A 23,955-nucleotide genomic window follows, 5' to 3' on the forward strand; every position below is an offset into this window, starting at 1 on the left:
GAATTCCCGCGGGTCAGGACTCCTTGAGCCAGCCGGCAAGCTCGGCGGCCCAGTAGGTCAGGACGGTGTTGGCGCCGGCACGTTTGATGCTGAGGACGGACTCCATGATCGCACCCCGCCGGTCGATCCAGCCGTTCGCGGCGGCGGCCTCAATCATGGCGTACTCCCCCGAGACCTGGTAGGCCGAGACAGGTACCGGGCTCATTCCGGCAACGTCCGCCAGTATGTCCAGGTAGCTCATGGCCGGTTTGACCATGACCATGTCGGCGCCTTCTTCAAGGTCCAGTTCCACCTCAAGGATGGCTTCACGGCGGTTGGCTGAGTCCATTTGGTAGGTGCGCCGGTCGCCGGTGAGCTGCGAGTCCACAGCCTCCCGGAAGGGTCCATAGAAGGGTGAAGCGTACTTTGCCGCGTACGCCAGGATGGCGGTGTTCTTGTGGCCGGCGTCCTCCAAGGCCTGGCGGATGACAGCCACCTGGCCATCCATCATGCCTGAGGGGCCCACGATGTGCGCCCCCGCCTCGGCCTGGGCCACACCCATCTGGCCGTAGATTTCCAAGGTGGCGTCGTTGTCCACGTAGCCGTCGGCGTCGAGGACCCCGCAATGGCCGTGGTCGGTGAATTCGTCCAGGCACAGGTCGCTCATGATGACCAAGTCATCGCCCACCTCGGCACGGATGTCGCGGATGCCCTGGTTGAGGACTCCGTCCGGATCCAGGGACGCGGTGCCGCGGGCATCCCGCACGGCAGGTACGCCGAAGAGCATGATTCCGCCGATGCCAAGTTCCACAGCTTCGGCGGCCGCCCGCTTCAGCGAATCGGTGGTGTGCTGGACCACGCCGGGCATCGAAGTGATGGGGCTGGGCTCGCTGATGCCTTCGCGGATGAACGCCGGCAGGATCAGGTCCGCCGGGGCCAGCCGGTTCTCGGCGGTCAGCCGGCGCATGGCGGGCGTGGTGCGCAGACGGCGGGGGCGGTGGTTCGGAAAGCTCATCGGGTGTTCCCTTCGTTGGCGAATACGGTCTCCAGGGCGGCGACTATTCCGTCCGGGGTGGGTACTTTGGCGGTGGCGGCCACCGGGATGCCGAGCGCAATGGCCTGGTCCGCCGTCGGACGCCCGATGGCGATGAAGCGGCAGCCGTTCAATGGCATTAATGCTGCGGCGATGCGGCGGGCGGCACTCGGTGAGGCGGCCACGACGGCGTCAATGGTGCCGTCATCGAGCTCGCTCCGGACCTGCGGCGGGCTCAGCTCGGGCGCTGCCGCGTGGGTGGAACGGCCGACGTCGGCGGGCAGTTCCGCTGTCAGGCGGAGTTCCGCCCGGGCCGGGAAATCCACGGTGTGGTACGCAACGACGGAGGTGACGTCGGCGCCCGCGGCGGCAAGTCCATCGCGCAAACCCGGCGCGGCGATGTCTGCCTGCGGCAGCAGCACACTTTCCCGGGCTCCGCTCCAGAGCGCCACCAGGCCCTCGGCGGACTGGTTGTCCTCCGGGGCGAGCGCCACCGGAATGCCCACGGCCTCAAGGGCCTGCCGGGAGGACGGCCCGATAGTGGCCACCCTCGTTCCGGCGGGCACCAGGGCAGCCGGCGTGGTACCGCGTCCGGCCGCCTTTTCGATGAGCATGCGCACCGTCGTGATGCTGCTGATGACAAGCCAGTCGAAGGCTCCGGCCGCTAAATCATCCAGGGCGGCGTCCAGCGCAGCCTGGTCCGTGGCCCGTTCAAAATCGATCAGCGGCAGGACAACCGGTTCGGCGCCCAGGCTTCTGAGCAGCGACGCCAACGGCCGGGCACGGTCGGCGCTCCGGGTGATCAGGACCCGCCTGCCACCCAAAGCGCCGGCCATGGCAAAGTCGTCAGGACGCGGCAAGGTCCGCGATCTCCGCGGCGCCGGCAGCGAGCAGCAGTTCGGCCACCTCAATGCCAAGCAGGGTGGCGCCAACTTCGGTCAGGCCGTCGGTCGCCTTCTTTTCGCGCACGATTTTGGTACCGTCCACGGCGCACACCGCCGCCTCGAGGTACAGCATGCTGCCCCTGCGGGAAGCGAAGGCCCCCACCGGGGCGGCGCAGCCGGCCTCCAGGCGCGCCAGCACGGCACGTTCAGCGGTCACAGCGAGGCGAGTGTCCTCGTCGTTGAGCGCGGCCAGGGCCTGGGCAAGGACACCCTGGGACCCTTCGGTGGAGCCAGCCTTGCGCGGGCCATCGGCTGTCCTGCACTCGATGGCCAGCGAGCCCTGCCCGGGTGCGGGGAGCATAACGTCCGTCTCGAAGAACTCGCTGACGGCGTCCAGGCGGCCGATGCGTTCCAGTCCGGCTGCTGCCAGGACGACGGCGTCGAGGTCGCCCGGCGCGGTTTCAGCGTTGCCGGGCAGGCCGGGCACGCGGCCCAGGCGCGTATCCACGTTGCCGCGGATGTCCTGCACATCAAGATCCGGACGGGCAGCCCGAAGCTGGGCGGCGCGGCGCGGTGAGCCGGTGCCCACCTTGGCCCCCTGGGGCAGGTCGGCCAGCTTGAGTCCGTCGCGCGCGCACAGGGCGTCCCGCACATCCACCCGCTTGGGCGTAGCTGCGATGGTCAGGCCAAGGGCCGCGCCCGTGGGGAGATCCTTGAGCGAGTGAACGGCGACATCGCAGGTTTCCTGCAGCAGTGCATCGCGGAGCGCGGCCACAAACACGCCGGTGCCACCCATCTGGGACAGCGAGCCCGTCTTGACATCGCCCTCGGTGGTGATGTGCACCAGTTCCACCGGGAAGCCGCCCACGGCGGCCAGCTGGTCAGCCATTTGTTGGGTCTGGGTCAGGGCAAGTTTGCTGGCCCGTGTTCCGATCCGTACGGTCACGATGCGCCTTCTCCCCCGGCGGCGCCTGCGCTGCCTGCCGGGTACTCGTCATGTCCGGTTCCAACGGTGGTGTCGGCTCCGGCGATGGTCGGCTTTTCGCCGCGGAAGTTGGCACAGCAGCCGGGGCGGCAGACGTCGTACCACGGGCCCAGGGCCGTCATGGCAGGCCGGTCGCTGATGTTGTTGGCGCGGGTGCGTTCCGAAATGAGGTCCACGATGCCGTTCACAAACTTCCGGTGGGTACCCGGTGTCGGAACGCGCGTCGCGGCGAGGCCCAGGTTGCGGCAGGTCTCCATGGCTTCGGTGTCCAGGTCCCACACAACTTCCATGTGGTCGCTGACGAAGCCGAGCGGGACGATGACGATGCCCTTGATCCCCTGGGCCGCCAACTCCTCGATGGCATCGTTGATGTCCGGTTCCAGCCACGGCACGTGCGGGGCGCCGGAGCGGGACTGGTAGACCAGGGACCACGGCGCAGTCAGGCCGGACTCAGCCTGGACCCTGTCGATAACCGCCGTGGCTGTCGCCAGGTGCTGGGCCACGTAGGCCGAGCCTTCCTCAAACTCGCGCGGCTCGCCCTCGGACCGACCGGCCGCTTCGGCGTCACGGGTGGGAATGGAGTGGGTGGCGAAGAGGATGTGGACCGGGGCTTCCGGCGTGCCGGCGGCGGCCAGCTGGGAGCGGACGTCCGCAAGCCCAGCCGCCGTTCCTTCAATGAACGGTTCCACGAAGCCGGGGTGGTCGAAGTACTGCCGGACCTTGTCAACTTCCAGCCGGCCATCCAGCCCGGTCTCCGTCAGGGCCACGCCGATGTCCTCGCGGTACTGGCGGCAGCTGGAGTAACAGGAGTAGGCACTCGTGGTGACCATCAGGAGTTTGCGGTGTCCGGCGTCGTACGCGTCCTGCAGGGTCTGCGGAAGGTACGGGTCCCAGTTGCGGTTGCCCCAGAGCACCGGAAGGCTGATGCCGCGCGCCGCAAACTCTGCCTCGAGGGAAGCTTTCAGTTCGCGGTTCTGCTGGTTGATGGGGCTGATGCCGCCGTTGGCCCGGTAGTGGTGGGACACCTCTTCAAGGCGCTCGTCCGGGATGCCGCGGCCGCGGGTGACGTTGCGCAAGAACGGAAGGACATCGTCCTGGCCCTCGGGTCCGCCGAACGACGCGAGGAGGACTGCGTCGTAGTCTTTGGGCGCCATGCGGCCGGCTTCTGTGACCGCGTTGAGTGCGGTGACCGAGGTGGCCGCCTGGGGATCGGACCCGGTCATGCGAGGACCTCTGCGACCTCGGTCGAGGTGACGCGGCGGCCGGTGTAGAAGGGAATTTCCTCGCGCACATGGTTGCGTGCCTCGGTGGAACGCAGGTGGCGCATCAGGTCCACAAGGTCAACGAGCTCCGGTGCCTCGAGGCCCAGGATCCACTCCCAGTCACCCAACGCGAAGGAGGACACAGTGTTGGAGATGACCTGCGGGAAGTCCCGGCCCAGCATGCCGTGGTCGCGGAGCATCTTGCCGCGTTCCGCCTCGGGGAGGATGTACCACTCGTAGGACCGCACGAAGGGGTAGACGCACAGCCACTCGGCCGGGGCCACGCCACGGGAGTAGGCCGGGGTGTGGTTTTTGGCGAATTCGGCTTCGCGGTGCACGCCCATGGCCGACCAGACGATCTCGGTGCCCGCGAAGAGCTTGCTGCGGCGGATGTCGCGGATGGCCTTCTGGAGGTCCTCGGGTTTGGGGCCGTGGAGCCACACCATGACGTCGGCGTCGGCGCGCATGGCGGAGACGTCATAGCTGCCGCGGTGGGTCACCCCGCCGTCGGCCAGGCGGGAGAGCAGGGCATCGAAGTCGGCGGCAGCGTCAACGCTGCGCACCACCTGCTCGGAGCGTTTGAAGACCGTCCAGAGAGTGAAGAACTGCTCGGCTGATTCTTCGGTTTTAGTGACAGATTCGGCAGAAGTGTGGCTCATGCTTACCAGTTTGCCCGTTACCTACCCCCAAGTCGAAACCGGCGAGTTCTACAAGACGTAGAAGTGAGTAATTTCACACGTGTTGGGGCGTAGGTGATCCGGCGGTCTGTGGAGCCTCCGCTGGCTGACAGGTCCTTTTGACCAGGCTCAGAACTTGCGGATCCGGGCAAACACGAGGCCGGCTGCTCCGGCTGAACCGACCAGGCCGACGCCGAGCCACACCTTGGTGGTCTCCGGCGCGGGTCCGCCGTCGGTCATCTCGTGGTGGGCGGAGGGCGCGGCAGCGGCAGTGGGATGACCGGCGGCAACGGCGGCGCCGGCCGTGGTTTCGTCAGCAGTGGGGGCCGGGCTCTGGGAGGCGACGGATTGCGGGCCCTGTTCCCCGGGCTCCTGCCGGGCCGTTTCTGCGCCCCGTCCTGTTCTTGCCCCGGGTCGCGCTCCAGCGGACCGGTCCAGCCCCATTCCGTCCGCCGCTGAACCGTTGGGTGTGTTTGTGGGCGTGGCGGCCGCCGATGGTGCCGCGGCACCTTGGGTCGCTGTGCCCGGGGAAGGCGATCCCTGGGTGGGGACGTCCTGCGGCGCTGTTGCCGGTGCGGTGGGCGAGGCGGGTGACGTGGGCGACGCCGGCGCAGGGGCCACAGGAGTGGGAGTGGGCGTGGCGGGATCCGAGGGCCGGGCCGGGGTGGTCGGATCCGGGTCCGAAGGCCGGGACGGACGGGACGAGGCCGCGCTGGCAGGTGCCGCGCTGGCAGACGCCGGGGCCGGTTCCGAGGGCGCCGTGCCGGCATTGGAACGGCTGGCCGAACCGTTCTGGAGACCCCGCAGCACCCCACCGATGACGGAGTCGTCCAGACTGACCTGGACGTGGGCCGGCCTGCCGGGCGTGTCATTTCCTTCGACAGCGTGGGACGCCGGAACGCCTGCAGAAAGCACCAGGGCCACTCCGAGGGCCGCTGCCGCCCCACCGCGTCGAAGTCCCCCCTGGACGTTGGTTTGGGCACGGGAAGGCTCGGACCTGTGAATAACCATAGTCATCGACCCTAGCCACAGGCTCGGACGGATTGGAAACGGGAATCCCGGCCGTTGCGGAGCACGGGCCAGGACGATCTTCCGCTGAACAGGAGCGATGCTTAACCGAGCAGGGCGCGGATTTCCTTGCGTGTGTCGAACACAACAGCGGCCAGTCCGTTGCCGGCAACCCAGCCGCCCACAATCCTGAGGCCTTCTTCGGCCGAGCAGATAGTCCGTATTTCGGCCACCCGCGCTTTGTGGCCCACTGCTGCGAAGGGGAGGGCGCCTTGCCACCTGACGACGTCCCAGCCAACCACGTCCTTGTCCTGCACCGGCACCTCCAAGAGAGCGGAAGCGTCCCGCAGGGCTGCGGCCAGCAGATCCCGGTCTGCAACAGGCGTCGCATCACCGGGTCTGGAGACCGGCGAGCCATCGCCGCCCGCGGCGGCTGGATGGGCTGCGTCGGCAGCTTCCAGGCGTCCGTAGGAGAGCCGAAGCACGTGCGTCCCGGGCCCGGCGGCTGCTGCCAGCCAGTCCCACTTTGCGGTGGCATGGGTAAGTGCTTTTGCTTCGATGCCAGGTGTCTGCGGTGCCACCAGGACGCCGGTGCCGCGTGGCCTGCGGTCGAGTTCAGGCACGTCCACCACCAACGTGACGAGGCGGACGTCGGGCCCGTGCCCCGGGCTCCTGCCCGCCAGTGCGGGGACCGCATCCTCAAGCAGCCCGACTGCGGCGGGGCCCGGAAGCGCAACTACCAGCAGACCGCCGTCGTACGTTCCCTCACCCGTGGTGACGCGCCATCCGTCCGCGGTCCGCTCCACAGCACTCGCCGCAGCGCCGCTGCGCAGCGCAACGCCGCGCACCCGGAGATCGTCCACCAGTGCGGCAACGAGGGTGTGCATGCCGTTTTCGAGACCCGCGACGGCGGAACCTGCCTTCGCCGCCGATCCGCCGACGCTGCGACGCTGCGCAGCCACAGCGGCCGCCAGGGATCCGTGCGCTCTGATTCCGGCGCGCAGCCCGGGGGCCACCATGTCCACGTCGAGGAGCCCGGGGTCAGCGGAATGCACCCCGCCCACCACGGGGGCAACGAGCCGTTCCAGCACACGGCGGCCCATCCGCGCCCGCACCAGGGCCGAGACGCTGGTAACTTCCGCGGACGCACCGACGCGGGCCGGGAGGTATTTGTCCAGGGACGCCCGCAGCGAGCCGGCAAGGCCAAGGGAACGTCGGACCTCCGGATCCCATGGATTGGCGGGAATGCCCAGGACCCCGGTCTTGGGCAGTTCGCGGGGTCCGTCCGGGAGCTGCACCCAGGCACCGCCCGGGCGCGGGGCAACAATCCTGCCGGCAAGCCCAAGCTCGGCGGCGAGGTCTGCCACCGCGGTGGAGCGGGTGGCGAAGGACTCCGCGCCGCTGTCCAGGGTGAGGCCGGCCACCACGTGGCTGCCCACGCAGCCGCCCCAGGCGGCTGTGGCTTCCAGGACGGTCACCGCGTGGCCCGCCGCAGCCAGTTCCCGTGCCGCCAGGAGGCCGGAGACGCCGCCGCCCAGAACGATCGCGGTCCGGGACGGCGTCGCGGTGCTGCCCATGCGCTTTACTCCGGGGAGATGGAGTGGATGAGTTCAACGACCCTGGTCAGGACCGTGGGGTCCGTTTCGGGCGGCACTCCGTGGCCAAGGTTGAGGACGTGTCCGGGGGCCGAGGACCCTGCAGCAATGACTTCGCGAACGTGCGCCTCCAGGACCTCCCACGGGGCGGACAGCAGGGCGGGGTCGATGTTGCCCTGCAGCGGGACGCTTCCGCCCAGGCGGCGGTTGGCTTCGTCCAGCGGCAGTCGATAGTCGACACCCACCACGTCCACGCCGACGTCCCGCATGGCAACCAGGAGTTCCGAGGTACCGGTGCCGAAGTGGATCAGCGGCGCGCCGAGGTGGCGGACGTGGTCCAGGGCCCTGGCGGAGGCCGGTGCAACGTGTTTGGTGTAGTCGGCCAGGCCCAGCGACCCCGCCCAGGAGTCAAAGAGCTGGCCGGCGGAGGCGCCTGCCTCGAGCTGGGCGCGGAGGAACAATCCGGACGCGTCGGCGGCCCAGTTGGCCAGCGCTGCCCAGGTCTCCGGGTCCGCGTGCATCATGGTGCGCGGGCCCAGGTGGTCCCGGGAGGGCCTGCCTTCAACCATGTAGGCGGCAAGCGTGAACGGCGCGCCGGCGAACCCGATCAACGGAGTCTTTCCCAGCTCAGCCACTGTCAGCCGGACGGCTTCGCGGATGGGCTCCAGCGCCTCCCAGGTCAGCTGGGGCAGGGCCGCCACGTCCGCCGCAGTGCGGACGGGTTTGTCCAGAACGGGTCCCACGCCGGGAACAATGTCCACTCCAACACCGGCGAGCTTCAACGGGATCACAATGTCGGAGAAGAAGATTGCCGCGTCAACATCATGGCGACGCACGGGCTGCAGGGTGATCTCGGAAGCGAGCTCCGGCCGCAGGCACGAATCGAGCATGGCCACGCCTTCTCGGACCTTCAGGTACTCGGGCAGGGACCGGCCGGCCTGGCGCATGAACCACACCGGCCGCCGCGACGGCTTGCCGCCGCGGTAGGCGGTGATCAGCGGGGAATCGGCGGTGCGGCCGTCCATCAGCGGGTGGCTGGCGGCAAGGGCGCCGTCGTTAGACGGGGCGTTGGACGCGGTGTTGGACGCGACGGAGCTGGAAGTCATGCCTCTGATTGTGCCCAAAAACGGATCCAAAAGATAACGCACAGCCTTCCACGTACAGCGTGGTTGGGCCCGGGGTGGCACGAATCACGGGCCCAACACCCGGGAACTGCGCTCCGGGGTTGTTCTACGGCGCCACGAAAAAGCTATGATGTACGTGCTGTGGTTCTTTTCTCATTGGTGGCTACACACGCCGACATCGATCTAGAGACCGTCGCTCAACTGAGCAACGGTGCTTCAGAGATCGCTACGTCCGCTCTCTCCGGATCGCCGGCAGTGACGGGCGCCGTTGTGCTGGCCACTTGCAACCGCTACGAAATCTACGGCGAAGCCCCCCATGTTGACGACGTCGAGGCGGCCCGCGCGGCCCTGGTTTCCGAGATCAGCGGACTGAGCGGGCTCAACGAGCAGCTTGTATCCCGTGCCTTCAGTACGCGCACCGGACCGGAAGTCAGCCAGCACCTTTTCGCCGTGAGTTCCGGACTCGACTCCGCCGTGGTGGGTGAACGCGAAATTGCCGGACAGGTCCGCCGGGCCCTGATCAACGCCCAGCACGAGGGCACTGCCAGTGCCGGCCTGGTCCGCCTGTTCCAGGCCGCGTCCAAGACGGCCAAGGAGGTTGGCGCCCAGACCGCACTCGGATCGCGTGGCCTGTCCATCGTCTCGGTGGCTCTGGACCTTGCCACTGATCTGTCCGAGAATCCCGACTGGTCCGGCAAGAAAGTTGTCCTGTTCGGCACCGGCGCCTACGCAGGCGCCACCATGGCGCTGCTGCGCGACCGCGGCTGCACGGACATCTCGGTCTTCTCCTCGTCAGGCCGCGCTGAAGCCTTCGTCGCCAGCCGCGGCGGAACCGCGCTGGACGCCGAAACCCTCTCGCCCGCGGTGGCCGCGGCCGACGTAATGATTGGCTGCAGCGGTTCAGACACCCGCGTTGAAGCCGATGAACTTGCCCAGGTCCGCGCTGGATCCCCCCAGCCGCTGATTGCCATCGACCTGGCCCTGACGCATGACTTTGACCCCGAAGTGGGCCAGCTCGACGGCGTTGAGCTGCTGACGCTGGAATCCGTTCGACTGGCGGCCCCGCAGGAACAGGCAGAGTCCCTGGCCCAGGCCAGTGGCATCGTCTCCGGAGCCGCGCAGGCTTTTGAGCAGGAGCGGGAAGCCCGCTCTGTGGACTCCGCCATCGTTGCGCTGCGCCGCCACACCATGAGTGTCCTGGACGCCGAGATGGAGCGTGTCCGTGCCCGGCACGGCTGCACCGCTGCCGCCGAGGAAGTGGAGTTCGCGCTCCGCCGGATGGTCAAGCAGCTCCTGCACGTGCCCACGGTCCGCGCTCGCGAGCTCGCAGCAAACGGCCAGCAGGACGACTACGTTTCGGCGCTCGAAACGCTTTACGGAATCACCGTGGAGCAGCCCGCCGCTGCCCCGCAGGCTGAATGCCCCGTCCCCGCCGCCGGGCGCCGCGGAACCGCAACCGCCTGACCTCCTCCGGCGCCGGGCCACTCCCCGGTTGCTCTATCACTTCTGGCTCTCAACCGTGCCTTTTGACGACCAAAAGTGATAGAGCAAAGGTGTCAGTAGACCGGCTTCTGGGGCTCCACGTCGCGCACCCAGGCCAGGATCCCGCCGTCGAGATGGCTGACGCGCTCATACCCGGCCTTCCGCACGGCCTCGAGGACGTTCGCTGACCGGGTCCCCGCCTTGCAGTGGAACACAATGTCCTTGTCCTGCGGCAGGTCCGCCCAGGCTTCGCCGGCCAGAATCCTGCCCTGCGGAATCAGCACCGAGCCGTCGATGCTGACGATGTCGTGCTCGCCGGTCTCACGGACGTCCACCAGTTCAAAGTCCTTCAGGCCGGCCTTGCGCGACGCGAGCATTGTGGCCAGCTGCGTCGCCGTGACCGTGTGCTCCGTGTCCGGGGAGACGGCGGGAGTGATACCGCAGAAGGCCTCATAGTCGGTCAGTTCCGTGATGGGCGCCGTGGCCGGGTCCCTGGACACGCGGATCTCGCGCCAGCTGCCGCCGAGCGCATCGAAGAGTGCCACCCTGCCCAGGAGGGAACGCCCGACGCCGGTGATCAGCTTGACTGCCTCCGTCACCATGAGTGAGCCCACCGCAGCGCAGAGCATGCCAAAGACACCGCCCTCGCCGCAGGACGGAACGGAGCCGGCCGGCGGGGCTTCGGGGTACAGATCACGGTAGGTGGGGCCGTGCTTTTCCCAAAAGACGCTCACCTGGCCGTCGAAACGGAAGATCGACCCCCAGACGTACGGTTTGCCCAGGATGGCGGCGGCGTCGTTGACCAGATAGCGGGTAGCGAAGTTGTCCGCCCCGTCGAGGATCAGGTCGTAGTCCGCGAACAGATCCAATGCGTTGGACGCGTCGAGCCTGACGTTATGCAGCCGGACGTCCACCAGCGGGTTCAGCGCCGTGATGGCGTCCCGGGCGGATTCGATCTTCGGGCGGCCGACATCGGCCACGCCGTGGATAACCTGACGTTGCAGGTTGCTCAGGTCAACGGCGTCGTCGTCGATAATTCCCAAGGTCCCCACCCCGGCGGCCGCCAGGTAAAGCAGGGCCGGTGAGCCCAGGCCGCCGGCGCCGATGACCAGCACCTTGGCGTTTTTCAGCCGCCGCTGCCCCACCGTACCGATTTCCGGAATGATGAGGTGCCGCGAGTAGCGCTCAACTTCGGCCGGTGTGAGCTCGGCGGCGGGCTCTACAAGGGGCTTAAGCGAGACGGGGGAATCATTTACGGTCAAAGTCGAAGCCATACTTCAATGTAGGCCCCGAGATACCGCCCGGTCATATTACCGCGCAGTATTGTGTATATAACGGCAAGTGAAAGTAGGGCAATACTGTGGCGCATGAAACACGGGCTGACCGGGCGTCCGACGCGGAACCGCCCGCACCTCAACGCAGCGGGGGCCAGCGGTCCGGACGGCTGCCACGGGACGAACGGCGCGCGCAGCTTCTGGCGGCTGCCCATGAGGTGTTTGTTGCCAACGGGTACCACGGTGCCGCCATGGACGAGATCGCCGAGACGGCCCATGTGAGCAAACCCGTGCTTTACCAGCATTTCCCGTCCAAACGCGAGCTTTACCTTGCCCTGCTGGACAGCCACCTGACGTCCCTGACCGAGCTGATGCTGGGCGCCCTGAATTCGACGTCGGACAATGACGAACGGGTCCAGGCCGTAATGCGTGCGTACTTCCGCTACATCGCCAGCGAAGACCAGGCCCACCGGTTGGTCTTCGAATCTGACCTCATCAACGATCCCGATGTCAGTTCCAGGCTGGAAACCTTCAATAAGACCTTTGCCGACGCCGTTGCCCACGTCATTGCCGAGGACACCAAGCTTCCACATCTGGAGGCGCAGCTGCTGGGACGCGGGCTGGCCGGGATGGCGCAGGTCAGCGCACGTTACTGGCTGGAAACGGACGGGAACCTGGACCTCGACGTTGCCAGCGACCTCATTTACCGTTTAGCTTGGCGCGGAATCTCGCGCTTTCCCAAAGAGTCCTAGACTACAAATAGAGAACCTGAACAAACGTTGATTGGCTGGGAGGCCCCCTTTTGGAAATTAAAATCGGCATTCAGAACATTGGCCGCGAAATCGTACTGGAATCGGCTGAGGATGCTGACGCCGTAGCCACGATCGTTGAAGAAGCCATCACCAAGGGCACCGAACTGCGGCTCAAGGATGACAAGGGACGCATCATCATTGTTCCCGGCAACGCCTTGGGCTACGTGGAAATCGGTGCCGAAGAAGCCCGCAAGGTTGGTTTCGGCCAGTTCTAAGCCCGGAGCTGTAAGACACAAGCAGGGGCCCACCGCCAACTGGCGGTGGCCCTCTGCATTCCAAGGGAGATTCCATGCTTTCGCTGACCATCGTTGTCCTGGTCACCGCCGCTGCAGGCTTTATTGTCTGGGCAAATGACAGGCGCCATACCAGGTACGGCATGGTGCTGCCCGCCGGTGTAGCCGTCGCGGTGGGTGCGCTCAGCTGGATCATTGCCATGACGGCAGGCTTTGGCTACCTGCCCGGCCTGACCTGGATCCCCTGGATCCTCCCAATGGTCCTGGGCACGGCGGCAGCCATCGGCGCCGTCATCTACCTGGGCCGGGTCCGCGAACGCCACGACGTCCAGCGGCTCACCCAGGCCCTGAAGCTGTAGCCCGCCGGGCACCAGCCCTCACGGTACCGGCCCAGTCATTGTCCGGACGCTGCCTCAGGCCGGTGGCCCGCCTCGGTGCAGATGCACAGCCGGTTTCCCTGCGCGTCCGTGACCACCACCCAGTCGGGCGCATGGTCATGGTTCATCAAGGCCCCTGTTGCAGTAACTTTCGCGAGGGCGGCCTCCGATTCGGCAAGGCTCCAGTGGACGTCAACGTGCAGTCTGCTGCTGTTGGGTGTCGCTGTTTCCTGGAACCAGATGCCCGGTCCGCGGCCGTAGGGATCCACCAGGTCACCGCCCGGGCCTTCCTTATAGCCCAGCGCCACCCGCCACACCTCCGCGATTGCCGCCGGGTCCGCCGTATCAATGCCCACCTCCACTGTCCTGAACAGGCCAGGCTGGGCAGTCGCCCCAACCTCGGCCGCCGCTGCGGTTGCCGCAGCGGCAGCCGCGGTGTCCCGCTCAGTGACCTCTCCGCCCGCATCGTGGGAGGTGTAGCGAATGAACACCCGGTTGTATCGCCAGTCGAGGTCTGGATGGTGGTTCTGTTCTTCCGCAAAACGCCCGACGGCGGCAATCAGCTCAAGCGCCGCGGCCGCCGTCGGCGTTTTGTAGACGGTGACAAGCCCGCCCGGCCGGTACCGCCAGTCCGGCAGCACGGCCAGGGCGGCGTCGAGCTGTTCGCGGGTAAGGACATCTTGCGTGCCGGCCACAGCGGACTCCTCGGTTTGTTCCCTGAGCAGTCGTGGCGGCCGGCAGCTGGTACCGGCCTAGAGGAACTCAGCCCGGTTTTCCATCGCCGATGACGCCAAGGCATGCTCGCGGCGCGGTATCCTGCCGGCCGCTCTCGCCAGCCTACCGGCGATGACGGCGTGCTTGAAGGCTTCACCCATCAGCGCTGGATTCTGCGCGCGAGTCACGGCGGTGGCCAGCAGGACGGCATCGCAGCCCAACTCCATGGCCAGGGCCGCATCCGACGCCGTGCCGATGCCGGCATCCAGTACCACTGGAACTGAAGCGCGCGACACAATCAGTTCGATGTTGTGCGGGTTCAGGATCCCCAGACCGGTACCGATCGGCGCCCCCAGTGGCATTACCGCCGCGGCACCCAGGTTCTCCAGCCGCAGGGCCAGCACGGGGTCGTCGTTGGTGTAAGCGAACACTTTGAAGCCCCGGTTCACGAGCTGTTCCGTGGCGTCAACGAGCTCGACGGCGTCCGGAAGCAGCGTTTGCTCATCGGCAATGACTTCCAGCTTGACCCAGTCCGTCTCCAGGGCTTCCCGGGCCAGTTCGGCCGTCATAACGGCGTCCCGTGCAGTGAAGCAGCCGGCAGTGTTGGGCAGCACGCGGATGCCATGGTCCACCAGGAGCTGGAAGAGCGAGCCGGACTCGGCGGGCGAGTACCGCCGCATCGCCACGGTGGTGAGTTCCGTTCCGGAGGCCAGCAGCGCTGCCCCGAGCCCGTCGAGGCTGGGAGCGCCCCCGGTGCCCATGATGAGGCGGGAGCCGAGTTCCACGCCGTCGATGACAAGCGCGTCCATGGCAGGGATGCCGGCGACAGGCGCGTCGGCCGAAAGCACTTCGGTCTTCGCCGGGGTGGTCCCGGTGCCAGAGCTGTTTATGACGGTCATGGTTCAGCCTCCCTGCACTGCTGTGACGAGTTCAATGGTGTCGCCATCGGCGAGCGCCGTGGCGAACCACTGGCTGCGCGGTACAACTTCCGAGTTGCGGGCGACGGCGACACCGAGTTTCTGCCCGTCGGCGGCCTGGCCGTTGGCGGCGAGGGGACGACCGGTGATTTGGACCACCAGGGTGGTGATGGACGCGTCGCCGGGCACGGCATGTGGCGAGCCATTAAGGGTGATGTTCATGCTGTTTCCTTCCTGAAGTGAAACGTGGCTTGAGGCTGGCCGGAAAACCTGTCCGGATTGAGGGCCTGCCACCGCGGGTCTTCCCGGCCGTCCAGCAGGTCGCGGCAGATGGCTGCCGCTGCCGGGGCCAGCAGCACGCCGTGGCGGTAGAAACCGGTGGCAATGATCAGCCCCGAAATGTGTCCCGGCCCCGGACCCGGGACGCGGCCCAGCAACGGTGCGTTGTCCGGCGTGGCGGGACGGGCCCTCGCGGTGCATTCGAGGAGCTCCAGCTCGGCAACGGCCGGCACGAGGACCTGGGCGTCACGCAGCAACTGGTACACGCCGCCCGCCGAGACGGCAGCGGTTGCGTCCCCCCTTGCGGGCAGGTCGTCTTCGCGCTGGGTTGCGCCGATCACCACCGTGCCGTCCTGCCGGGGGACGATGTAGACCGGCACGCCGCGGACCAGGCCCCGTACGGTGGACGTCAGCAACGGGCGCAAGTGCCGGGGAACGTTGAGGCGCAGGATGTCGCCGTAGACGGGCCTCAAGGGCAGCCGCATCCGGTCCGGCAGGCTCCCCAGGGCCGCGGCCTGGAGGCCGTTGGCCACGATGGTCTCCCCCGCCAGGATGGTGCAGCCGCCGGCCAGTTCAACCCCGCTGACCCGGTCATTCTCCCAGCGAAGTGCGGTGGCGCAATCCTCAACGGCGAACCCGTCACGGGCGCCGGTCACGGCGGTCCCGGTGCCCGGTTGGTGGATGGCGAGGACGTGACGCAAGGCTGCTACCAGCCTGCGGGGGTCCACCTGGTGGTCCGCCGGAATGTCCAGGGCACAGGAGATGGCCGGGCTCAGCATCGGTTCCCTGGCTCTCGCTTCCCGGACCGTCAGCGGCTCCACGACCAGGCCGTTTGCCTGCTGCACGGCCCGCAGGTCCATCAGCGCGCGGCGGTCCGCTGCGTCGGCACCCACGGCGAGGGTCGGCGTCGTCAGGTAGCCAAAATCCCCTGCTCCGGCTTGGTCGAGGCCGGCCGCGAATGCGGGCCAAAGGTGAGAGGACTCGAGCATCAGCTCCAGGAGGTCTTCCTCCTGGTAGTGCAGCTCGCTGACGGGGGCGAGCATGCCGGCGGCCGCCCAGCTGGCCCCCGAACCCGGTTTGTCGTCGATCACTGCCACGGAGCGGCCGGAGCGCCGCGCTTCCCAGGCGATGCAGTGGCCGACGACGCCGCCACCGATCACCGCAACGTCGGCGTGCAGGACGGTGGGGCTGTTCATTTCGCTGCCCGCGGCAGTCGCAGGTGTGCTGGCGGACGCGCCGCCGGATGGAGGGACCATGTGTTTCCTTCCCTACGCCGGTACTAGCCGGATCAGGTCAAGCGGTCGGCTCTGACGCCCTCTCAGCCCGGCCGCTTTGTGACGGCTGCAACGGGCTCCCGCAGTACTCGCCCAGTTTAGGGGAACTATGGTGGTTTCCATGAACGTGTCTTCCAGCCCCAGCATCCTCCCCAGCCCCACCGCCCAAGAGCCCGCCGGCGGCCTGCCCCGAAACGCCAGGCTGTACCTGTGCACTGATGCACGCCGCGACCGCGGGGACTTTGCTGAGTTTGTGGATGCGGCGTTTGCCGGCGGCGTGGACATCATCCAACTCCGTGACAAGGACATCGAGGCCGCCGAAGAGCTGGAGCTGCTGACTGTCCTGCAGGCGGCCGCCGCCCGCCACGGACGGCTGTGGGCCGTCAACGACCGGGCTGACATTGCCATGCTGTCCGGTGCGCCGGTCTTCCACATCGGCCAGAAGGACCTGCCCGTGGCCTCCGCCCGCACGCTGCTGGGCGCCGGCGCCGTGGTGGGGCTTTCCACCCACACCGCCGAACAGGTGGAAGGAGCCATCCGGTTGTCGTCCCCGGTAACCGCCGACGGCGGCCTCGACTATTTCTGTGTGGGACCGGTGTGGGCCACCCCCACCAAACCGGGCCGGGCCGCCGTCGGCCTTGACCTCGTGCGGTATGCAGCGGATGCCGTTGCTGCCGCCCCCGGCGCCGATGCCCAAAGCGCCGTGCCCTGGTTTGCCATCGGCGGGATCGACCTGGACAACGTCGAGCAGGTGGTGGCGGCGGGTGCCAGCCGGATTGTTGTGGTGCGGGCCATCACGGAAGCCGCCGATCCCGCCGCAGCGGCCCAGGCCCTCCTGGCCGCCTTGGATGCCGGCGCGGCCTAGGAATCCGGCCCGCGGCGGGGCGGGGCGTGCGCGATCCCGGGGAATCGGGCTAACCTGACTTTTGTGTCCCATCATCGGTTGGCCCCTAACGTCCACGAGAAGACGAACGCTCTCGAGGCAGCCCTGAGCGCACTGCGGACCGAGCTGGAACTGCCCGGACCCTACCCCGCTGAGGCGGTCCGTGACGCAGAGGCCGCGGTGGCCGCCCATCAGCTGCCCGCCACGGACCTCACGGACGTGGAGTTCCTGACCATCGATCCGGCGTCGTCCACGGACCTTGACCAGGCGCTGTTCATCGAGCGTTCCGACGCCGGCTACCGGGTGCTGTACGCCATCGCGGACGTGCCCTCCTTTGTCCGTCCCGGCGGCAGCCTGGACGCCGAAACCCGCAGGCGCGGCCAGACGTTCTACGCCCCGGACGGCCGGATCCCGCTGCACCCCGAGGTGATCAGCGAGGGCGCCGGCAGCTTGCTGGCCGACCAGCTGTGTGCCGCGTTTGTTTGGGAATTCGGGCTCGACGACGCCGCCCACGTAAGCAGTGTGTCCGTTCGGCGCGCCACCATCCGCAGCCGGTCAAAGCTGGACTACAAGGGTGTTCAGGCGCAGATCGATGCCGGAACGGCCAACCCCGTGCTGCAACTCCTGAAGGAAGTGGGGCTCAAGCGCGTTGAACTGGAACGCCAGCGCGGCGGTGCCAGCCTGAACATGCCGGAGCAGGAAATCGTCCAGCTGCCCGACGGCGGCTACCGGATTGCCGCCGCGCCCCAGCTCCCGGTGGAGGACTGGAATGCCCAGATTTCCCTGATGACCGGAATGGCGGCCGCGGACATGATGCTGGCGGGGAAGGTGGGCATCCTGCGCACCATGCCCGCCCCGGACGAGCGCTCGCTCCGGCATTTCCGGCTCCAGACCGTGGCCCTCGGCAAGCCATGGGACGGGAAGATCAGCTACGGCGAGTACCTTCGCAGCCTCGATCCCACCGAACCCCGGCAACTGGCCATCCTGCACTCCGCCGGCATGCTGTTCCGCGGAGCCAGCTACACCGCCTTTGACGGTACCGTTCCTGACGACGCCATCCAGTCGGCCATCGGGGCCGCCTATGCCCACACCACGGCACCCCTCCGTCGGCTGATCGACAGGTTTGTCCTGGTGATCTGCGAAGCCCTCAGCAACGGCAAGCCGGTCCCTGACTGGGCACGGGAAGCTCTGCCCACCCTCCCGGAAATCATGGCCGCCTCCGATCAGCTGGCAAGCCGCATGGAACGCATGGCACTGGACACGGTGGAGGCCGCCCTCCTGGTCAACCACATCGGCCAGGAGTTTGATGCCATTGTCATTTCGGGGTCCAAGCCGCAGAAGGAGAACGGCAACGGCGCCAAAAACGGCAACGGTGCGAAGAACGGCAATGGCAAGAACGGCAGCGGTCCTTCGGGGATTGTCCAGATCGCCGAGCCGGCCGTGACGGCCCGGTGCGCCGGCGACCTCGAATCCGGTACCCAGGTCCGCGTTCGCCTGATCTCCTCCGATATCGCCGCCCGAGAGGTCCACTTCGAGCTCCTGCCCTGAGCCGGCTGCCCCTGCTTCGAGGGCCAAAAGCCGGGATTCGGGATCCGTACGGCTAGACTGAAGATGTAGAAATGGATGCCCGGTCGTTGATTTCCTTGATTTTGAATTCAACAAGCCCGCCCCTACGCGATCTTGAGATACACCCGCTGGTCACCAGTGCCAGCATTTAGATAGCCCGCGATCGGCTTCCACTGGATTAGCTTGTGCGCCTGAGCATGCTCCGGAGCGGCCGCGTTGGCCGGCCCGTTGAGCAGGCAGCGCCAATGCCCAAATGAATAAGGAAACTCACCTGTGAGTGAATTGCATACCCACCAGCTCCTAATGGACGATTCCGGCGTCGAAACGATCGAACCTGAAGAAACCATCATCTCCGACGAGAAGCCGCACGAAATCGCGGAAAAGTCCTTCGCCGACTACAACGTCCGCGCCGACATCGTCGAGTCCCTGGCAGACGCCGGGATCACGCACCCGTTCCCCATCCAGTCCATGACCCTGCCGGTGGCCCTGGCGGGCCACGACATCATCGGCCAGGCCAAGACCGGCACCGGCAAGACCCTCGGTTTCGGCATCCCCGCGCTTCAGCGCGTGGTGGGCCGGGACGATGCCGGCTTCGATAAGCTCGCCGTTCCGGGCGCGCCGCAGGCCCTGGTGATCGTGCCCACCCGCGAGCTGGCGGTCCAGGTGGCCAACGACCTCCAGACTGCCTCACTCAAGCGCAACGCCCGTATCGCCACCATCTACGGTGGCCGTGCCTACGAGCCGCAGGTCGAGGCCCTGCAGAAGGGCGTCGAGATTGTGGTGGGCACCCCCGGCCGCCTCATTGACCTGTACAAGCAGAAGCACCTGAGCCTGAAGAACGTCAAGATCGTCATCCTCGACGAGGCTGACGAAATGCTGGACCTCGGCTTCCTGCCGGACGTGGAAACGTTGATCGCCGGCACCCCCGCCGTCCGCCAGACGCTCCTGTTCTCCGCCACCATGCCCGGCCCCGTTATTGCCATGGCCCGCCGCTACATGACCCAGCCCACCCACATCCGCGCGGCCGATCCCCAGGACGAGGGCCTCACCAAGCGCGATATCCGCCAGCTCATCTACCGTGCCCACAGCATGGACAAGGTTGAAGTTGTTGCCCGCATCCTGCAGGCACGGGGTCGCGGCCGCACCATCATCTTCACCAAGACCAAGCGGACCGCCGCGAAGGTGGCCGAGGAACTGGTGGACCGCGGCTTCGCGGCCGCCGCCATCCACGGCGACCTCGGCCAGGGTGCCCGCGAGCAGGCGCTCCGCGCCTTCCGCAACAACAAAGTGGACGTCCTGGTGGCCACCGACGTCGCCGCCCGCGGCATCGATGTGGACGACGTGACGCACGTGATCAACTACCAGTGCGTTGAGGACGAGAAGATCTACCTGCACCGTGTGGGCCGCACCGGCCGCGCCGGCAACAAGGGCACCGCCGTGACCTTCGTTGACTGGGACGATATGCCACGCTGGGGCCTGATCAACAAAGCGCTTGGCCTGAGCGTTCCGGAGCCGGTGGAAACCTACTCCTCCTCGCCCCACCTCTACGAAGAGCTGGACATCCCCGAGGGCACCAAAGGCCGTCTCCCCCGCAACAAGCGCACCCTCGCCGGTGTTGACGCCGAAGTCCTCGAGGACCTGGGCGAAACCGGCAAGAAGAACTCCCGCGCCAGCGGAAAAAACGGCGGGCATGAGCGCGGACGCGACGCCGGCCGTTCAGGCGGGCGCGAAGGAAGCCGCCGCGGCGGCTCAGAAGGTGGCCGCTCAGGTGAGGGCAGCCGCTCAGGCGAGCGTCGCCGTCGTACGTCTGATGCGGCGACGGCCGGCACCGGGCCGGCCGCCGAATCCGCGGCTCCGGCTGCGACCGCCGGCGAAGTGGACCCCCGCGCCCGGCGCAGCCGGACCCGCACCCGCCGCCGCAACGGCGAAGTGGTGGCCGGCGCCGACAAAGGCACGCAGCCCGGCAGCACAGAGGCCTAACAGCCTCGATGACTGACACCGTCTGGGCGCCGGACGGCAGCAACCTGGTGGTTCACGCGGACAACGCGGAGTACCTCCCCTCGCTGCCGGACGGCGCCTTCACACTCATTTACGTGGACCCGCCGTTCAACACCGGCCGGGCCCAGACCCGCCAGGAAACCCGGATGGTGCTCAACACTGACGGTGACGGCGACCGCGTGGGCTTCAAGGGCCGCTCCTACGACACCATCAAGGGGGCATTGCACCGTTACGATGACGCCTTCAGCGATTACTGGGCCTTCTTGGAACCCCGGCTCGTGGAGGCCTGGCGGCTGCTGGCTGATGACGGCACGCTCTACCTCCACCTGGATTACCGGGAAGTCCATTACGCCAAGGTGATGCTGGACGCGATCTTCGGCCGCGAGTGCTTCCTGAACGAGATCATCTGGGCGTACGACTACGGTGCACGCGCCAAATACCGCTGGCCCACCAAACACGACAACATCCTCGTCTACGTCAAAAACCCGTCGAAATACCACTTCGACAGCGCCGAGGTTGACCGCGAGCCCTACATGGCCCCCGGCCTGGTCACGCCTGCCAAACGGGAACTCGGGAAACTGCCCACCGACGTGTGGTGGCACACCATCGTCTCCCCCACCGGCAAGGAAAAAACCGGCTACCCCACGCAGAAGCCCGAGGGCCTCATCCGGCGGGTGGTGGCCGCCTCAAGCAGGCCCGGTGACTGGTGCCTGGACTTCTTCGCCGGCTCCGGCACGCTCGGTGCGGTGGCGGCCAAGCTCGGCCGGAAGTTTGTCTGCGTGGACCAGAACCAGCCCGCCATCGACGTCATGGCCAAGCGGTTGGGTGCCCACGCGACCTTTACGTCCTTCCCGCCCAAGTAGGTCGCTGGTTAAGGCCGGACGACGACGGTTCCCGTGCCGAGTGCCTCGATCCGGTCGAGTACCGCCGGCGCGGTGAGGTTCTCCCCCAGCAGATTGGGCTTGCCGGTGCCGTGGTAGTCGGAGGATCCCGTGATCAGGAGCCCGTGTTCGGCGGCCAGGCGGCGCAGGAACTCGCGCCCTTCTTCCGGGTTGTCGCGATGGTTGATCTCCAGTCCCACCAAGCCGGCGTCGATCATCTCCCGGTAGGTGCGCTCCCCCACGATCCGTCCGCGAGAGGACGCCACGGGGTGCGCGAAGACGGGGACGCCGCCTGCCGCGCGGACAAGTTCGACGGCGGCGGCCGGGTCGGGTGCGTAGTGCTGGACAAAGTAGCGCGAACGGGAGGTAAGGATGGACCTGAACGCTTCCGACCGGTCCGAAACAACGCCCGCCGCCACCAGGGCATCGGCGATGTGCGGGCGCCCCAGCGTGGCGCCCGGGGCGACGTGGTGGATGACGTCGTCCCAGGTCAGGGGGTAGTCCTCGGCCAGGAGCGTCACCATGCGTTCGGCCCGGGTCAGGCGTGCGTCCTTGGACTTGGTAATCTCCTCAAGCAGTCCAGGGTGCGCCGGATCGTGCAGGTAGCTCAGCAGGTGCACGCTGATCCCCTGGTCCGTCCGGCAGGAGACTTCCATCCCCGGGACGAGGGCTACGCCTTCTTCCAGCGCGGCGGGGGAGGCCTCTGCCCAGCCGTCCGTCGAGTCGTGATCCGTCAGCGCGATGACATCCAGGCCCGCCCGGGCAGCTGAAGCCATGACGTCGGCGGGTGTTTCCGTACCGTCGGAAACGTTGGAGTGGGCATGCAGGTCAATCTTCACCTGCCCAGCCTAGTTGACCGTGCCTGCCCGGTATTGGCTCCGTTGTCGCGCATGCCCGGCCGCTGGTGAGACGATGGTGCCGTGAACGATGCCGAAAACACCCAAAACTCTGCTTCCCAGCCCCTCGACGAGCGCGTCAACAACCGCTCGCAGCGGCCAAGTTCCGATGCCTTCAAGGCCTTTATGGCCAGCAACTGGGCGCCCACCGGCCAGGCGATGCCGGCCCGCGACGCGGTGGCCGGTTATGCTGCGGCCCGGCGCAAGGCTATCTCGGACCAGTTCAAAGGCGAACGGCTGGTCATCCCCGCAGGCCCGCTGAAGGTCCGGTCCAACGACTGCGATTACCGCTTCCGCCCCCACTCCGCCTTCGCCCACCTCACCGGCCTCGGCCTCGACCACGAGCCGGATGCGGTCCTCATCCTGGAACCGGCAGGGGAAGGAACGGGCGACGACGGCGGGAACCACCGCGCCACCCTGTACTTCCGTCCCCTGGCCGGCCGGGACACGGAACAGTTCTATGCGGACTCCAGGTCCGGCGAATTCTGGATCGGTGCCCGCCCCACGCTTGAGGAGTTCGAGACCCGCCTGGGCCTGCCCACCGCGCACATCGATGAGCTGGAAACCGCCATCACCAAGAACGTGGGCGCTCCCGAGATTGGCGGCATCTCCATCCGGCTGGTCCGCAAGGTGGACGAGAACATCGACGCCCTGGTGGACACTGCCCGCTACAACACGGCCAAGGATCCGGAGAACCTGGACCTTGCCGTCCTGGATGCCCTCGACGAGAAACTGTCCGAATCCCTGTCCGAACTCCGGCTCCTCAAGGACGACTGGGAAGTCGAACAGATGAAGACGGCCGTGGCAGCCACGGCCGAAGGGTTTGTGGAAGTAGTCAAGTCCCTTCCACGGGCACTGACCCACGCCCGCGGCGAACGCGTGGTGGAAGGTGCCTTCTTTGCACGGGCCCGCGAAGTGGGCAACGAACTCGGCTACGACACCATCGCGGCCGCAGGGAACAATGCCACGGTGCTGCACTGGACCCGAAACACCGGCCAGGTCAACGCCGGCGAACTCCTCCTCCTGGACGCTGGCGTAGAGGCCGACTCGCTGTACACGGCCGACGTCACCCGGACCTTGCCCGTCAACGGCACGTTCAGCGATGTCCAGCGGAAGATCTATGAAGCCGTCCTGGATGCGGCGGACGCCGGATTCGCCGCCGCGCAGCCCGGCACCAAGTTCCGCGACATCCACACTGCCGCCACAACCGTGCTGGCCGAACGGCTTGCCGAATGGGGCCTGCTGCCTGTCAGCGTGGAGGAAGCCATCAGCCCGGAGGGCCAGCAGCACCGGCGCTGGATGCCGCACGGCACCAGCCACCACCTGGGCCTCGACGTCCATGACTGCGCCCAGGCCAAGCGTGAGCTCTACCTCGATGGCATCCTGACTCCGGGCATGGTCTTCACCATCGAGCCCGGCCTCTACTTCAAGAACGAAGACCTGGCCATCCCGGCCGAGTACCGCGGGATCGGTGTGCGGATCGAGGACGACATCCTCATGACGGCCGACGGTCCGGTCAACCTCAGCGCCGAACTCCCCCGTAAGGCTGCCGACGTCGAAGCGTGGATGGCGGGAATCTACGCCGAGGTGGAGCACACAGCCACCCACGGGGGTGCCGTCTAACGGGAGGTGGCCGTCCCGCCTCCCCGACAGGGAACTCCTGCCGGGGAACGCCTGCCCATGATGAAGCTCCGGTAACAGTTTTTGGCAATCGCTTGCCAGAGTTTGACTCCGGTGAATACGCTAGCCGCGGAGAATGAAAACCATAGACTGTGATCTAAGTCTCGGGTCTCTGCCGCAACGTATGCCTTCAAAGGAGAAG

General features: G+C 67.3%; 23 protein-coding genes and 1 riboswitch. Of the genes, 9 read left to right on the forward strand and 14 right to left on the reverse strand.

The annotated features are described in order from the left end of the window. Positions 1 to 13 precede the first annotated feature (13 nt). From hemB to hemE, 8 genes are all read right to left on the reverse strand, one after another. A complete protein-coding gene (gene hemB / locus NQJ30_RS11755) occupies positions 14 to 994 on the reverse strand; it encodes a porphobilinogen synthase (RefSeq protein WP_255770101.1) in 981 nt (326 codons plus the stop codon). Next, complete coding sequence (locus tag NQJ30_RS11760; RefSeq protein WP_308215213.1) at positions 991 to 1,872, reverse strand: uroporphyrinogen-III synthase; 882 nt, start codon at positions 1,870 to 1,872, stop codon at positions 991 to 993. Before NQJ30_RS11760 ends, hemB begins: the two co-directional genes overlap by 4 nt. After that, positions 1,859 to 2,842 carry a hydroxymethylbilane synthase gene (hemC, locus tag NQJ30_RS11765; protein ID WP_255770102.1) on the reverse strand — a complete coding sequence of 328 codons (984 nt, stop codon included), beginning with the start codon at positions 2,840 to 2,842 and terminating at the stop codon, positions 1,859 to 1,861. Before hemC ends, NQJ30_RS11760 begins: the two co-directional genes overlap by 14 nt. Beyond that, positions 2,839 to 4,104 carry a ferrochelatase gene (locus NQJ30_RS11770; protein ID WP_255770103.1) on the reverse strand — a complete coding sequence of 422 codons (1,266 nt, stop codon included), beginning with the start codon at positions 4,102 to 4,104 and terminating at the stop codon, positions 2,839 to 2,841. The genes hemC and NQJ30_RS11770 overlap by 4 nt, the downstream gene beginning before the upstream one ends. Further along, on the reverse strand, positions 4,101 to 4,802 hold the full coding sequence (gene hemQ, locus NQJ30_RS11775; protein WP_255770104.1) for a hydrogen peroxide-dependent heme synthase: 702 nt from the start codon (positions 4,800 to 4,802) through the stop codon (positions 4,101 to 4,103). The genes NQJ30_RS11770 and hemQ overlap by 4 nt, the downstream gene beginning before the upstream one ends. 147 nt (positions 4,803 to 4,949) lie before the next feature. Beyond that, positions 4,950 to 5,831 (reverse strand): hypothetical protein, encoded by an 882-nt coding sequence (locus tag NQJ30_RS11780; protein WP_255770105.1) that lies wholly within the window; start codon positions 5,829 to 5,831, stop codon positions 4,950 to 4,952. Positions 5,832 to 5,932: 101 nt separating this feature from the next. Continuing rightward, on the reverse strand, positions 5,933 to 7,405 hold the full coding sequence (locus NQJ30_RS11785; RefSeq protein WP_255770106.1) for a protoporphyrinogen/coproporphyrinogen oxidase: 1,473 nt from the start codon (positions 7,403 to 7,405) through the stop codon (positions 5,933 to 5,935). 5 nt (positions 7,406 to 7,410) lie between these two features. Next, a complete protein-coding gene (hemE, locus tag NQJ30_RS11790; protein WP_255770107.1) occupies positions 7,411 to 8,529 on the reverse strand; it encodes a uroporphyrinogen decarboxylase in 1,119 nt (372 codons plus the stop codon). Between the two features lie 159 nt (positions 8,530 to 8,688). On the opposite strand from hemE, the gene NQJ30_RS11795 reads away from it, so the two are divergent. Beyond that, the gene (locus NQJ30_RS11795; protein WP_255770108.1) at positions 8,689 to 10,011 is read left to right on the forward strand and encodes a glutamyl-tRNA reductase; all 1,323 of its coding nucleotides are present in this window, start codon (positions 8,689 to 8,691) and stop codon (positions 10,009 to 10,011) included. Between the two features lie 92 nt (positions 10,012 to 10,103). Here the strand turns inward: NQJ30_RS11795 and moeB are convergent, their stop codons facing one another. Then, on the reverse strand, positions 10,104 to 11,303 hold the full coding sequence (gene moeB, locus NQJ30_RS11800; protein WP_255770109.1) for a molybdopterin-synthase adenylyltransferase MoeB: 1,200 nt from the start codon (positions 11,301 to 11,303) through the stop codon (positions 10,104 to 10,106). An 86-nt stretch (positions 11,304 to 11,389) separates the two neighbouring features. On the opposite strand from moeB, the gene NQJ30_RS11805 reads away from it, so the two are divergent. The 3 genes from NQJ30_RS11805 to NQJ30_RS11815 all read left to right on the forward strand — a co-directional run bounded on the left by NQJ30_RS11805 (position 11,390) and on the right by NQJ30_RS11815 (position 12,707). Next, on the forward strand, positions 11,390 to 12,055 hold the full coding sequence (locus tag NQJ30_RS11805) for a TetR/AcrR family transcriptional regulator (protein WP_255770110.1): 666 nt from the start codon (positions 11,390 to 11,392) through the stop codon (positions 12,053 to 12,055). A 50-nt stretch (positions 12,056 to 12,105) separates the two neighbouring features. Continuing rightward, on the forward strand, positions 12,106 to 12,330 hold the full coding sequence (locus NQJ30_RS11810) for a DUF3107 domain-containing protein (RefSeq protein WP_255770111.1): 225 nt from the start codon (positions 12,106 to 12,108) through the stop codon (positions 12,328 to 12,330). A gap of 74 nt (positions 12,331 to 12,404) precedes the next feature. Next, positions 12,405 to 12,707, forward strand: coding sequence for a hypothetical protein (locus NQJ30_RS11815; protein ID WP_255770112.1), 303 nt, complete (start codon positions 12,405 to 12,407; stop codon positions 12,705 to 12,707). A gap of 35 nt (positions 12,708 to 12,742) precedes the next feature. On the opposite strand, the gene NQJ30_RS11820 is transcribed toward NQJ30_RS11815, so the two are convergent. The 4 genes from NQJ30_RS11820 to thiO all read right to left on the reverse strand — a co-directional run bounded on the left by NQJ30_RS11820 (position 12,743) and on the right by thiO (position 15,831). Continuing rightward, positions 12,743 to 13,420 carry a 4a-hydroxytetrahydrobiopterin dehydratase gene (locus NQJ30_RS11820; protein WP_255770113.1) on the reverse strand — a complete coding sequence of 226 codons (678 nt, stop codon included), beginning with the start codon at positions 13,418 to 13,420 and terminating at the stop codon, positions 12,743 to 12,745. Positions 13,421 to 13,477: 57 nt separating this feature from the next. After that, on the reverse strand, positions 13,478 to 14,248 hold the full coding sequence (locus NQJ30_RS11825) for a thiazole synthase (protein WP_255770162.1): 771 nt from the start codon (positions 14,246 to 14,248) through the stop codon (positions 13,478 to 13,480). A 93-nt stretch (positions 14,249 to 14,341) separates the two neighbouring features. Beyond that, the gene (thiS, locus tag NQJ30_RS11830) at positions 14,342 to 14,578 is read right to left on the reverse strand and encodes a sulfur carrier protein ThiS (RefSeq protein ID WP_255770114.1); all 237 of its coding nucleotides are present in this window, start codon (positions 14,576 to 14,578) and stop codon (positions 14,342 to 14,344) included. Further along, positions 14,575 to 15,831: a glycine oxidase ThiO gene (gene thiO / locus NQJ30_RS11835; RefSeq protein ID WP_255770163.1), complete on the reverse strand. Its 1,257-nt coding sequence runs from the start codon at positions 15,829 to 15,831 to the stop codon at positions 14,575 to 14,577. Before thiO ends, thiS begins: the two co-directional genes overlap by 4 nt. Positions 15,832 to 15,883: 52 nt before the next feature. Then, positions 15,884 to 16,003: riboswitch (TPP riboswitch) on the reverse strand. Between the two features lie 27 nt (positions 16,004 to 16,030). On the opposite strand from thiO, the gene thiE reads away from it, so the two are divergent. From thiE to NQJ30_RS11855, 4 genes are all read left to right on the forward strand, one after another. Next, the gene (gene thiE, locus NQJ30_RS11840; RefSeq protein ID WP_255770115.1) at positions 16,031 to 16,774 is read left to right on the forward strand and encodes a thiamine phosphate synthase; all 744 of its coding nucleotides are present in this window, start codon (positions 16,031 to 16,033) and stop codon (positions 16,772 to 16,774) included. 63 nt (positions 16,775 to 16,837) lie between these two features. Beyond that, a complete protein-coding gene (locus NQJ30_RS11845) occupies positions 16,838 to 18,340 on the forward strand; it encodes an RNB domain-containing ribonuclease (RefSeq protein ID WP_255770116.1) in 1,503 nt (500 codons plus the stop codon). A gap of 291 nt (positions 18,341 to 18,631) precedes the next feature. Beyond that, entirely contained in the window at positions 18,632 to 20,338 is a 1,707-nt protein-coding gene (locus tag NQJ30_RS11850; RefSeq protein ID WP_255770117.1) for a DEAD/DEAH box helicase, read from the forward strand. 8 nt (positions 20,339 to 20,346) lie between these two features. Next, positions 20,347 to 21,219 (forward strand): DNA-methyltransferase, encoded by an 873-nt coding sequence (locus NQJ30_RS11855; protein ID WP_255770118.1) that lies wholly within the window; start codon positions 20,347 to 20,349, stop codon positions 21,217 to 21,219. Between the two features lie 8 nt (positions 21,220 to 21,227). Here NQJ30_RS11855 and NQJ30_RS11860 read toward each other — a convergent pair whose 3' ends face one another. Further along, positions 21,228 to 22,076, reverse strand: coding sequence for a PHP domain-containing protein (locus tag NQJ30_RS11860; protein ID WP_255770119.1), 849 nt, complete (start codon positions 22,074 to 22,076; stop codon positions 21,228 to 21,230). A gap of 81 nt (positions 22,077 to 22,157) precedes the next feature. Here NQJ30_RS11860 and NQJ30_RS11865 point away from each other — a divergent pair, with 81 nt between their 5' ends. Then, on the forward strand, positions 22,158 to 23,756 hold the full coding sequence (locus tag NQJ30_RS11865; protein WP_255770120.1) for an aminopeptidase P family protein: 1,599 nt from the start codon (positions 22,158 to 22,160) through the stop codon (positions 23,754 to 23,756). Positions 23,757 to 23,955 lie beyond the last annotated feature (199 nt).

Source organism: Pseudarthrobacter sulfonivorans (assembly GCF_024391045.1).
Classification (GTDB): domain Bacteria; phylum Actinomycetota; class Actinomycetes; order Actinomycetales; family Micrococcaceae; genus Arthrobacter; species Arthrobacter sulfonivorans_B.

Coding starts and splice junctions, on each gene's coding strand:
- hemB (WP_255770101.1), bottom strand. CDS start 994: ATGAGCTTTCCGAACCACCGCCCCCGCCGTCTGCGCACCACGCCCGCC.
- NQJ30_RS11770 (WP_255770103.1), bottom strand. CDS start 4,104: ATGACCGGGTCCGATCCCCAGGCGGCCACCTCGGTCACCGCACTCAAC.
- hemQ (WP_255770104.1), bottom strand. CDS start 4,802: ATGAGCCACACTTCTGCCGAATCTGTCACTAAAACCGAAGAATCAGCC.
- NQJ30_RS11780 (WP_255770105.1), bottom strand. CDS start 5,831: ATGGTTATTCACAGGTCCGAGCCTTCCCGTGCCCAAACCAACGTCCAG.
- NQJ30_RS11785 (WP_255770106.1), bottom strand. CDS start 7,405: ATGGGCAGCACCGCGACGCCGTCCCGGACCGCGATCGTTCTGGGCGGC.
- hemE (WP_255770107.1), bottom strand. CDS start 8,529: ATGACTTCCAGCTCCGTCGCGTCCAACACCGCGTCCAACGCCCCGTCT.
- moeB (WP_255770109.1), bottom strand. CDS start 11,303: ATGGCTTCGACTTTGACCGTAAATGATTCCCCCGTCTCGCTTAAGCCC.
- NQJ30_RS11815 (WP_255770112.1), top strand. CDS start 12,405: ATGCTTTCGCTGACCATCGTTGTCCTGGTCACCGCCGCTGCAGGCTTT.
- NQJ30_RS11825 (WP_255770162.1), bottom strand. CDS start 14,248: ATGGACGCGCTTGTCATCGACGGCGTGGAACTCGGCTCCCGCCTCATC.
- thiS (WP_255770114.1), bottom strand. CDS start 14,578: ATGAACATCACCCTTAATGGCTCGCCACATGCCGTGCCCGGCGACGCG.
- thiO (WP_255770163.1), bottom strand. CDS start 15,831: ATGAACAGCCCCACCGTCCTGCACGCCGACGTTGCGGTGATCGGTGGC.
- thiE (WP_255770115.1), top strand. CDS start 16,031: ATGAACGTGTCTTCCAGCCCCAGCATCCTCCCCAGCCCCACCGCCCAA.
- NQJ30_RS11855 (WP_255770118.1), top strand. CDS start 20,347: ATGACTGACACCGTCTGGGCGCCGGACGGCAGCAACCTGGTGGTTCAC.